We start from the raw sequence: 11247 nt of genomic DNA on the forward strand, positions 1-11247 counted from the left end.
CTCCCCCAGTGTGAGATACCGATCCTCGCCATTCAGCAGCTCGATAACCGGTTTTAGCTCACCTTCCTCACAAACAGCCACCGCCTGTCCTGACGGGCCTTCCTGGCCTGCTCAATCGCCTCTCGCCGGTTGATAACAAAACCCCACCCCTGATGACAAAAGCCCATCGTCGATGACGGCTTTTGCGAAAAACTTCCTGCTCTGTCAAACGTCAGGCCCTGTCGCGGCCCTCCTTGATAATCCGCGACACGGTTTCAGCCTTTGTGTAGCGGTATGCACGAACACGACAAGATTGCTCAACGCCTCGGTATGCTCCTCACCCGTTTGTATAGCGGTGAGAAGTTGCACCTGCACGAGCTGGCCGCTGAGTACAACGTCACCCTGCGTACCCTGCAACGGGACTTCAACGAACGCCTGAGCTATCTGCCGATTGAAAACCGTAACCGGCAATACTGGTTACGGTCGGATTATTTGCATCACAAGAACGATGGAGACTTGCGGCGACTGGCCGAACAGTTAGGTATCGCTGACTTGTTCCCCTATGCCAGCGAGCAGCGCTTGCGGCAGTTGCTGGATAAGAACAACCCGGCCTTGTTTGCTATCAAAGGATTCAATGCCGCATCGGCTGAGCCGTTGAGTCGGCATATGCCGGTCTTGGAGCAGGCGTTAACCGGGCACTTGCAATGCTGGTTGATAACCAAAGACCAACGCAAGCAGCTGTTCAGTCCCTATCAGCTCATCAACTACAAGGGCACCTGGCATTTAGTCGGCGTCAATGAAGGACGCTTGCAAGCCTATCCGCTGAGTACCATCGAGCTGGTTGAACTCTCCCAGCAAGCCTTCACCCCTGACCCGGTGATACAGCGGCAAATCGATACCGACCCGACTCTATGGCGCTCCGGCATGATTGAAGTGCTACTCAAGGCCCATGTCTCGATAGCCATTAACTTTCAGCATCGTCCGTTATTGCCGGAGCAGGAGATTGTCAAAACGCTGGATGACGGCTCCTTGCTGCTCACCAGTCGCGTGTTCGATGCCAATCAAATCTTGCCCGTTATCAAGTCCTGGATGCCGGGACTGACCGTTATCTCCCCCGGTTTTATCCATGAACAAATCGTTCGCGATTTACGTCAGCTGTTGAGCCTGATGAGCCAGGCACCGCCCTGACTCACTCGTGACTCAGTTCACGATTTTTAAATCTGGCGACGCTGCCTGTCGTCTTGCGACACCACCTGTCGCAGCCGTCCAGCACTGTCGTCAACCACTAAGCAGTAGCAATCCAAGGAGTAAACCCATGAGCAAAATGATTCAGATGAAAGAGTCCACCGCCAAGCGTGAAGTGAAACAAGAGTACGGCCTGAGCGAATCAGACGGTCAAACCTTCTGGGACCGGGTGAACTGGGTCATCGGTCAATCCCGAGAAGAAATCGACTCGAAAGACCGTATCCCCGCCGGATATGAAGAGTGCTGATAGCACTTGGCTGATGCGCACCCGGCTCTGGCCGGGTGTCATCGTGTAATAACAACACAACGGGAACAACTATGAACAAAACACCCTTGGCCATCGTGTTGATGGCTACCTTGTCAGCTTGCGGCGGTGGTGGCTCATCCAGTGATAATGGTGGCGCTAAAGCCAGCCTAACCTTCACTCCGGTTCAGGATGTGGCCGCACTGGTCGGCACACAATCGGCAACCCTGACGACCACTCGGGCCGCTACCAGTTGGAGTCCTATCACAGCAGCGTATGCCGATGAGGTAGCCACCTCGGTAGAGTTGGTGGCAACCGATGTCGGTGGTAACCAGTTCAAGACCAACTTTTTGGATGAGAATGGCAACACATCTAGTGAAACTGTTCTGCCCACCGGCATGATTCGCCTGGATGATGACCACGCCATGGTCGAGCTGTTTGTCACGACCAACAAGACCGCCAACACCAAGGAGTATCGTCACTATCTGGTCGAATACTCCACCGGCAAGATGATTCTGGTGGAGACGCTGGCGGCGCTTTATAACGCCTGGAACGTGAACGCCGTGAGTTACGCGTCTGGCCCGAACAGCCTGCACAATGCGACCAACGACGTTATCTATCGCAAGGAAGATTCCAAGTGGTACAGACTGACGCCGAACTGGGATGACCTGACATTCAGCGAAATCGCCTATGCAGATAGTACGGATGCAGACAAAACCGATATCGGTCGCATCTTGTTAATGCCCAACGGCGACCTGTTCACCGTGAATGGCGGGAAGGCGTACTTAAATGGCAACCTGCTGGACACTGGTGATGAAATGGTGATGTCCGTCTTCCAAAAGGATGGACAGGCTTATGCGATGACCAACTACCTGTTGTTCAACATCACAGGGGGTAACGTAGTCCAGCAAGCCGAATTGCCAAAGGGCAATCTGGGCATGCTGGCCACCGCCATATCGTTTGATGGCACCAACATCAATCTTGCCAACTGCACGAGTTATACGGTGAGTGACGGTGTTATCGGTGTCAGCTATGCACCGGCTGACCGTGACAGCGTTGTGTATGACGCAGTGATGGCCGGTAGCACCATGATGTGTAGCGGCATCCCAAAAGTCTCCGCACAAGCATCGACGAGCTTCTCTGACGACGATGCAACGTGTGACCGTATCAACGGCTGGAACGAGAACGGTGGCAATCGGTTGTTGAATATATCCAACGGTGTAGAGCAGCGCGTTAGCGGCGTGGATGGCGTCTATGCGGTTATCCCGATGAGCCGGGATACGGCCTATGTGAACCAGTACATTTGCACCGCCACGGATGGCGATGGGGTGAGCGCTGCCAAGTGGTCACTCGATAGCGTGCATAGCAAGGTGGACTTCTCTACCGGCGAGCTGAGTGCGCTGTCTGCCCCCGTGGTCATGTCCATCGTGAACTAACTCCTGAGCGATACCTGCCACGACGCTCGTAAAGCAAAGGGGCCAGTCTGCACTGGCCCCTTTTTATTTTTTAGAACTTATCGACGCTTGCCGTTAACCCCTGCATCCCCGATGCGGGAGATGCTGTCACCCGACCCTGGGAGCACGTCGGACGGCGTGTGAACTTGGTCGTCTTCGGTGGCTGAACCGCCTCCGGCTCATGGTCATCCTCACCATCCAAGCCCATCATCTTGTCATAATCGAAGGCGTAGTATTGACCATCGTAGATACCCGCCGTGGCGCTCTTGATGCGGGTGGTCATGCGGTCCTTTTCGGTGCGAATAAGGCACCCTTGTTCTTCCAACCGGGCCAGCACCTGCTTGCCGAACTGGGGAACCAGAGTCTTGAACCACTCGACGCGCACCAGCAACTGTTTGTTACGGATAACGCCCAAATGACGCCCCGTTGTCGGCGCACCCATATCGGGGAACTCATGACGCTTCAGGACCACTTGCTCCTGCAAATGGCGAATAGCTCGGGCGATATCATCCGGCTGCTCATCCAGCGAGGCGACCCAACGATTAGCCGCCAGAACCACAGCAGCCATGATCTCTTCCTCGGTGTAAGGCAGCACACCCAGCTCGATACTGTACAGGCCGGTAGCCAGCGTCATCGCGAAGAAGTCCAAACCTCGACGAATCAACGGTGACTCGGCAGCGCCATCCACCAAGGGCACCAGACGCTCGGCGCACTCGTTAACCCGGACTTGCACCAGCTGTTGCAGCGCCACATAGGAGGTCACCTCCGGCAAATTCAGCAACCCTTGCGCCAAGGCCGGTAGTGCAGTGCCATAGCACATCCCACTGGCTGTCTTAATCTGGTCAATGCGGGCCTTGGTTTGAGCAAGGGTTTCACCCGGCAGGCTCGCATCTTCGGGGCGAACCTCGATGTTGGGCATCCGTATGCGTGCACCTGAATTCACACTATCGCCAGTCTTTCGCAGATAGTCATCCGAGCTCAGTTCACCCGTTGAAATAACACACAAAGCTGCGGTGCTCTGGGTTTCAACCACGGCACCCGCCTTGTCACAGCGCCCCTTCCGTTGACCATTGGTCATGGCATACATGAGCGCACCGAAATTTTTGCCGATGAACGAACCCAACTCATCAAGCACCAACCCCATACCATGGTGCCCTTCGAGGAGCGAGAGCAACGCATTGAGCGTATTGTGCCACTTGCGGATCGCTGAGCCGCCATCCGTGCTAGGGTCAGTTGCCCGGCCAACGACACTCTGAGCCAGCTGAGCCAGGGTTGTCTTCCCCACAGAGCTGGGGCCATGAAAATGGACAATGGTCGTCCCCTTTTGCAGCAGGTTGATCAACACGTTCGTTAGCATGACCAGTATTGCGAACTGCATGAGCGGGGAGTGACGAACCGCTGTCGCCACCTGTTGTATCCACTCCTCATGAGAGCCTTGAGGCTGGAGCTGCTTCATCACCTTGCGAAGTCGGTAGCACAGTTGGTTACCATGTCGTTGCAAGGCTTCGCGCTCGTCCTCTCGAATCAAGGTTTCATCGTGAGTAACATAGGCCAACTGCCCCGGCACAAAGCCTGCCTGATCCACCAAGCAAACAGACTCTATCTGTTTCATTTTTGCGCAGCTCAGCATAAAGCGGACCAGTTGACTCTCTGTCGCTGAGTAGTACGCCAGCCGGTGCGAACTCGTCCTTGCCTTGATTTTTTTCAGGTCTTGGTAAACGGACTCAAGGTCGATTGTCAATGTCACTAACTGCCCATCGGCGTCAAGACAAGCCAGCTCCTGCGCTTCGAATCGGCCCTCGATGTCATGGAAGGTGGTTATCGGTAATCCGACCCCATCAAAGAAAACTGAGGGCTCTTTACCCGCCATATTCATGATTTTGCCATCAGGGGTAATCGCGTAACTTTCCGACAAAAGGGATGAAGTACGCCACTGGCTTAACTGGGCAATGGTATGAGTCAGAGGAGAGCCATCCGGCCACACAGGACACTCCTCAGGAGATTTCTCCTCGTTGAGTGACTGCCCGTCAGGGGATGCAAGATATCGGGCCTCTTCACACCAATTTTTGATGGCAACAAGCTCTTGATACACTTGAGCCCTTGTACTGTGGTTGCCATAGGTCTGAGCGGGAGCTACAGCCATAGCTTGGCTGACGTGTTGGGCAAGAGTGTCAATCTGGCTTTGGGATTGAGTTACAGATTCAGAGGAAAAATTAGAAACGGTTGTATTCATCGTCAAACTATGGGGGAGCCTCCTCCCCCACCTCCTTAAAAAGTTAACATGTGAGGGACGGTATCTCCCACACGGTCGTCAATTTGTTTACTGCCTTGAGCAGGGTGGCGTCGTGGAACCGGGCATAGCGCTCTGTCATTTTCGGCGAGCTATGACCCAACACCTTCTGCAGGACGTCTAGAGAGCAGCCTGCATTCAGCAGCGACGTGGCTACTGTGTGACGTAAATCATGAATTCTGACCCCAACAAGCCCGCAGTCTTCGCAGATGCGGTACCAGTAACGACGGGGCTCTGAGATAGTTGACAACTCGTCCTTGCCCCTAAAGAGCAAGCCAGTTGTTCCGTATTTTTGACGTTGGTACTCGACCAACTCAGATGAGAGATCATTCAACGGGATTAGCCTCTCACGACCAGATTTGCTGGTCGGCAAGTACGCTATCCGCGAAGTAATGTCACAATTTGGAAGCTGTAGTGTTCGCGCTTCTCCCAGTCGACATCCTGTGGCGAGCAGGAATAGAAGGAGTCGCGCCTTGTCGTCATGGATGTCATCCATTAACCGACGAATAAGTTTATTTATACTCTCTGCTGGCAATCCCTTTGGCGGCAAAACAGCTTCATGTTTAGCCGGGATCCCTGAAGCTGGCGATGAAGAAATCACTTCATGCTCAACCGCAAAGGTCATAATGGCCTTGAACTGAGCCAAGTACCGGTTCACCGTGGCGACTGAGAGCTCTTGAGAAAGCTCAGCGAGAAAACGCTCTATGTCCGCCCGAGTGATTCGGTTAAGTGGCACATGCCCGAAGGCTGATTTAATTAACTTTACCCGTGATTCAATCGTTTTTGGGGAGCGGTGACTGACCCGTACAGCAGGTAAGTACTGCTCATCGATATACGACCCCAATGACTCCGAGGCCATATACTTTTGCAAAAACGACTCGGGATTTAAGATAAACTCCGCCATCAATTTCTCGGCTCTCTTTCGAATCACCGAGACAGTGGCATCACCAAATCTGCCGATTTTAATCCTTTTGTGTCCTCCCTTTTGGGGACAACGGAAGTAGCCAACCTTGGTACCTGATGGATACGTAACCCATGTAAGCCATCGACAGTGCGGATCGGTTTCCTCTCGTTGCTTGGGTGTTTTCACACGGCAAGGAACAGGCTCCAGTTCGGCAGTTGGTGTTGATGCATCATATCGCACACCACCTCCTACCACCTGACCAGCCATTTGACTGGTCTGGCGCTAATATTGCGCTTTAAAGGATAAATATCAATCCAGGGGGAAACGACTATCGATTGATATGCAAGGAAAAAAAACAAGAAAGGGACCTGAGCAACCGCAGGTGCGGAATGAACATTGCTTAACGGGTTTACGGTCTAAGCAGGCGCTAGAAATTTGGATCTTGATGCGACTTTTTTATGGTTTAACGACATCAATCGAAGCCACAAAAAGAGTGCAAAAAATAGCCTGTTTTGATTCTATTTTTTCACATCAAAAATAATCTATATATCAAAAAGATATAAAAAACATGTTAGAGCCTGCTCCAAAAATTTCATGTCGATGCCCATAAACGTCCCTAACCAGTCTTTTGTTAGCTAAGGAACCCATCCCCCCTTGGCAGTAAACACTCCGGATCCAATGCCGTTACCAGAGATGCAAACCAATCAACACGGAAAACTTGTCTGGTCGATATCTGGTAACTCTGAAACGAGCAAAAAACAGACAAACAGGCTGTTGCCGGTTGAAAGACGATAGTGCCGAATAGAGCCAGGGATCGCTGTTCGAGAAGGGAGAACTCGCCAAAGGCAAAGCCAATGACCGGAAAAGGATAATGAACACTTATAGAGAGAAGAGAACAGATTGAGAGGCAAACGGTCGTTGAACCGCTCTTTCACATGGACTTATAACCGTTTCAAAGGCTTGAAAATCCGCGTGTCCTTGGTTCGATTCCGAGTCCGGGCACCATACAGCACAAGGCCCTGCAGCAATGCAGGGCCTTTTTGCTATGCGCGTCTGGTCGAAATCTGGCACCTTCCGGTCGGGCTAGAGCACCGGACTGAAAATCCGCGTTCCCCAGATAAAATCACGGCAACGGCAAATAGACTTCCCCCCCTCAGCCTTGACTTGCACAATAGATAACTGGTTAGAGACCAGGGTTGAAAATCCCCTCGACTGCTTCATGTCAAAGTCTGAGCAGCACACCAGCCACGGAATGACCTCAAGGTGTCTAGATCACGGGTTGCGATTCATCATTGCAAGCCTCAACCTCAGGTCTCATCTCGGAAGCAAACTCCAAGCTGAATGCCTCGCCCTTCACTATTGACAAAGATCACAAAAACCATCAATTAATCAAGCAGAATGAGATGTCAACTTTAACGACAAGTTCGCCGATTTTTACTCTCTAAATGCCCGTTTGCTAGTTATTTGCACCACTTGATAGTTATTCACACCGCTTGCTGAGAAATGGAATCAGCAAACCATGGATTGCATTGCCTGGCAATTCCGGTTTAGGGTTTTCATAAAACACGATGTGTAAGTTTTTAATTACACTCATGAAAAGGCAAACTGAGCGAAAGTTCAGGACGCAAAGCCTCCGGTCTAAGGGTTATGAATGCCTAGGATAGCGGGGTTGCCACAGTTGTATCGTTCTTAGACATACCACAAAGTATGTAGGAACCATTGCTACCTGATTGCGTTGCCTTTTTCGTTGTTAGCCATTAAATACGAAAAAGAATATTCATAATGCCAAGTCCAAAACCCACCCTGCTAACACTGTTAGTTGGATGCCCCTGCGCCACCTCTGCCCTCGCAGCTATTCCTGCAAAACCCTCTATCGGCTCGGGTAACGCCCTGTTTGCCATCGTCGAGGTCAATCAATCCGCCACCGCTTACGAGCAGCTCACCAAAGTAAAGGAGCCCGGCAAGGCTTCAGTCTGGACCGATGTAGGCCGCTAGCTGTCTCGGATGAGCCAGGAAAGGTTCCATCCTTATAACAAGAAAAACGGCGCTGGCGGCCAAGATAGGGCTTGCTAGAAGCCATTAGGCCCGTCAAGTAAACCGTAACAGGATATGGGAGATTCGACGTCAAATGGGGCTTCGACATAACTCACTGTCCGTCATGGCAAATCGTGGTGGATGAAACCTAGGTCATCTGCCTTTTCACCAACAAGAAGGGAAAAAATGCAAAAAACTTACCTTGCCAGTTTGTTGACCGGCTTGTGCATGAGTAGTCAACTGTGGGCAGCCACCCCTTACGACATCAATCAAAGTTACGGCGGTGGTAGCGAAGTCAGTTTCAACGGCAAGATCTACGAGGCCAAATGGTGGGCCAATGCCGGCCAGAGTCCCGGTATACAGGTCGCCAACGAGTGGGATTCACCGTGGCGCCTGATTGGCGATGACAATGGAGCCGGTGGCAATGAGACCCTCCCTACCGAACCGCCGGTTGTTGAGCAGCCTCCCGCGACCGAGCAAACCGAGACTGTCTATCTGACCCAGGCTGAGCTCGATGACAAGGAGCGAGCGCTGACCAGCGATGCCACGATGAAGGCAGTGAAAGCATCCATCGAAACCCGCCCCAACGAGCTGGTTGAGCTTGTGGCACCGGGCCGGGAGGACAATCCGCCGAACGTGCGGCTGGTCGAATCACTACTCAGCGAGAGCCAGTTCGAATACCTATTCCCCCTGCGTGCCCCCGAATATACCTATCGCGGCCTGTTACAAGCGGTGGCCAAGTTCCCTGCCCTCTGCGGCAGTTACAGCGACGGTCGCGACACCGAGTCCATCTGCCGTAAGACCCTGGCCACCATGTTCGCCCACTTCGCCCAGGAGACTGGCGGCCACGAGAGCTGGCGGCCAGAAGCAGAGTGGCGTCAAGCGCTGGTTCACGTGCGCGAGATGGGCTGGAGTGAGACCATGCGCGGCGGCTATAACGGTGAGTGCAACCCGAACGTATGGCAGGGCCAGACCTGGCCATGCGGCACCTTCGACAATGGCGAGTTCAAGAGCTACTTTGGCCGCGGCGCCAAGCAACTGTCGTACAACTACAACTATGGCCCCTTCTCCGAAGCCATGTATGGCTCAGTGCGCCCCCTGCTTGATCACCCGGAGTTGGTGGCCGATACCTGGCTGAATCTCGCCAGCGCAATCTTCTTCTACGTCTATCCGCAACCACCCAAGCCCTCCATGCTGCACGTCATCGACGGCACTTGGCAGCCAAATGAGCATGACCGCCAGAACGGTCTGCTACCAGGCTTTGGCGTGACCACCCAGATCATCAACGGTGGGGTGGAGTGTGGCGGCACCAATGAGCACGCCCAGTCTCAGAACCGCATCAATTACTACCGCGAGTTCGCCAACTACCTTGAGGTGCCGGTGCCGGCAGACGAGGTACTCGGCTGTAAAGGGATGAAATACTTCGACGAAGCGGGTGCCGGTGCCTTGCCGGTCTACTGGGAGCAGGACTGGAGCTATGTGGCGGGCAACCCCAACGGTGGCAAGAGCTATGCGTGCAAGTTGGTAGGCTACCAAACCCGCTTCAGCGCCTTTAAGGAAGGGGATTACAGCCGCTGCGTCCAGCACTTCTACCCTGAGGTGGAGGTCACCGACGACGAGGGAACCAACAGTGGCGAGCTCAACCAGCCGCCAGTCGCCCATATAACGGGTCCTAACCAAGCGGCTGGTGGCGCCAGTGTGAGCCTCTCAGGCCAGAACTCGACCGATCCCGAGGGCAAGGCGCTGCACTATGCCTGGACGCTGCCGGCTGGTGTCTCCGCCTCCACCCTGGATCAGGCGACCATCGCGCTGGTACTGGCCAAGCCGACCAACGACACCGAGTTGCAGATCGGTCTACAGGTGACCGACGAGGGGGGCCTCTCCCATAGCACCACCCACATCCTGCTGGTCAAGGGCGAGGGTAGCGGCGATACGACGCCTCCTGCCGGTGACTATCCAGCCTATAAGGCGGGCAACGCCTACAAGGCTGGGGATAGGGTAAGTAATGCTGGCGATAGCTACGAGTGCAAGCCACACCCCTACACCGGCTGGTGCTCCGGTGCAGCCTGGGCTTATGAACCCGGCAAGGGCACAGCCTGGAGCGATGCCTGGATCAAGCTGTGAACGCAGTGAATAAATGACCACCATTTCCATACAATTCATATAATTATGCCAATTCAGACACTGGCTTAGGCCAGTGTCTGAATTTTTCTGGTAGAGGTGGCTTAGGGACGGTTCGAACAAGTCTCTGATATGAGATCATATTTGTCATCTGGAGCCATGAATCAGGTGGCAACATGAGTCATCAGCTCACCTTCGCCGACAGTGAATTCAGCAGTAAGCGCCCTGAGACCCGAAAAGCGATTTTCCTCTCCCTCATGGGGCATAATTCTGCCATGGCAGGATATGACCGCTGCCATTGAGCCGTTTTATCCCAAGGCCAGTAATGGTCATGACAACGACATATAGATTTCAGCCCCTCGGCCTTGCTCTGCACAATAAACAACCAGCGAGACCAGAGTTGAAAATCCGCGTGTCCTTGGTTCGATTCCGAGTCCGGGCACCATACAGCACAAGGCCTTGCAGCAATGCAGGGCCTTTTTGCTATGTGCGTCTGGTCGAAATCTGGCAGCTTCCGGTCGACTTTGAGCGCTGGACTGAGTCTCCACATGTTCGGGGCTCCATCACATTTGCCAACCCAGATCAAATAACAAACAATTGTGATATGAATCAATATTTTAAATACTGAAAGTTAATAACTGTAACGGAATATTAGAGACCACTGTTACATAAGCGACGCATCAGATTTGTTATTTTCAGACTGAGAATCACCGAGAGTAAATACCCCAAAAATGACATTGATGTGGCGCAGGGGATCTTCTGCGCCGCATGACACGGCAGCTGTTTCTATGCACAGGATGTGTCATATGTCGACAGCTTCACCACTGTGCTGGTTTCGTCTGGCTCAGGAGTGAAAGGCAACATGGTGCGAAAGGCCATGACGCAAAGCTACCGGCCTGTTGGTTATTTCTAGCGGAATGACCTATGGCAGCGGGGCTACCTCTGACCATTCATGACGGATGGTCACCTATAAATC

General features: G+C 53.1%; 7 protein-coding genes, 1 pseudogene and 2 riboswitches. Of the genes and pseudogenes, 6 read left to right on the forward strand and 2 right to left on the reverse strand.

Annotated elements, in window-relative coordinates:
• Positions 1–273: 273 nt before the first annotated feature.
• From ACFOSS_RS07125 to ACFOSS_RS07135, 3 genes are all read left to right on the forward strand, one after another.
• Positions 274–1167, forward strand: coding sequence for a helix-turn-helix transcriptional regulator (locus ACFOSS_RS07125; RefSeq protein ID WP_377151496.1), 894 nt, complete (start codon positions 274–276; stop codon positions 1165–1167).
• 127 nt (positions 1168–1294) lie between these two features.
• Positions 1295–1471, forward strand: a complete 177-nt coding sequence (locus ACFOSS_RS07130; RefSeq protein WP_377151497.1) for a hypothetical protein — start codon at positions 1295–1297, stop codon at positions 1469–1471.
• A 71-nt stretch (positions 1472–1542) separates the two neighbouring features.
• The gene (locus ACFOSS_RS07135; protein WP_377151498.1) at positions 1543–2904 is read left to right on the forward strand and encodes a hypothetical protein; all 1362 of its coding nucleotides are present in this window, start codon (positions 1543–1545) and stop codon (positions 2902–2904) included.
• Between the two features lie 70 nt (positions 2905–2974).
• On the opposite strand, the gene ACFOSS_RS07140 is transcribed toward ACFOSS_RS07135, so the two are convergent.
• Together ACFOSS_RS07140 and ACFOSS_RS07145 are read right to left on the reverse strand one after the other, a co-directional pair.
• The gene (locus ACFOSS_RS07140) at positions 2975–4906 is read right to left on the reverse strand and encodes a DUF927 domain-containing protein (RefSeq protein WP_377151499.1); all 1932 of its coding nucleotides are present in this window, start codon (positions 4904–4906) and stop codon (positions 2975–2977) included.
• A 292-nt stretch (positions 4907–5198) separates the two neighbouring features.
• Positions 5199–6356, reverse strand: a complete 1158-nt coding sequence (locus tag ACFOSS_RS07145; RefSeq protein ID WP_377151500.1) for a tyrosine-type recombinase/integrase — start codon at positions 6354–6356, stop codon at positions 5199–5201.
• Between the two features lie 1349 nt (positions 6357–7705).
• A riboswitch (cyclic di-GMP riboswitch) is annotated at positions 7706–7793 on the forward strand.
• A 105-nt stretch (positions 7794–7898) separates the two neighbouring features.
• Here ACFOSS_RS07145 and ACFOSS_RS07150 point away from each other — a divergent pair.
• From ACFOSS_RS07150 to ACFOSS_RS07160, 3 genes and pseudogenes are all read left to right on the forward strand, one after another.
• Positions 7899–8111, forward strand: coding sequence for a chitinase N-terminal domain-containing protein (locus ACFOSS_RS07150; RefSeq protein WP_377151501.1), 213 nt, complete (start codon positions 7899–7901; stop codon positions 8109–8111).
• A 225-nt stretch (positions 8112–8336) separates the two neighbouring features.
• A complete protein-coding gene (locus tag ACFOSS_RS07155) occupies positions 8337–10274 on the forward strand; it encodes a glycoside hydrolase family 19 protein (RefSeq protein ID WP_377151502.1) in 1938 nt (645 codons plus the stop codon).
• 173 nt (positions 10275–10447) lie between these two features.
• Positions 10448–10601 (forward strand): annotated as a pseudogene (locus tag ACFOSS_RS07160) (IS5/IS1182 family transposase); the annotation flags it as partial.
• A gap of 516 nt (positions 10602–11117) precedes the next feature.
• Positions 11118–11215, forward strand: a riboswitch (cyclic di-GMP riboswitch).
• The last annotated feature ends 32 nt before the right edge of the window (positions 11216–11247 follow it).

This window comes from Pseudaeromonas sharmana, assembly GCF_042649925.1.
Lineage (GTDB): Bacteria > Pseudomonadota > Gammaproteobacteria > Enterobacterales > Aeromonadaceae > Pseudaeromonas > Pseudaeromonas sharmana.

Coding starts and splice junctions, on each gene's coding strand:
- ACFOSS_RS07125 (WP_377151496.1), top strand. CDS start 274: ATGCACGAACACGACAAGATTGCTCAACGCCTCGGTATGCTCCTCACC.
- ACFOSS_RS07130 (WP_377151497.1), top strand. CDS start 1,295: ATGAGCAAAATGATTCAGATGAAAGAGTCCACCGCCAAGCGTGAAGTG.
- ACFOSS_RS07135 (WP_377151498.1), top strand. CDS start 1,543: ATGAACAAAACACCCTTGGCCATCGTGTTGATGGCTACCTTGTCAGCT.
- ACFOSS_RS07150 (WP_377151501.1), top strand. CDS start 7,899: ATGCCAAGTCCAAAACCCACCCTGCTAACACTGTTAGTTGGATGCCCC.
- ACFOSS_RS07155 (WP_377151502.1), top strand. CDS start 8,337: ATGCAAAAAACTTACCTTGCCAGTTTGTTGACCGGCTTGTGCATGAGT.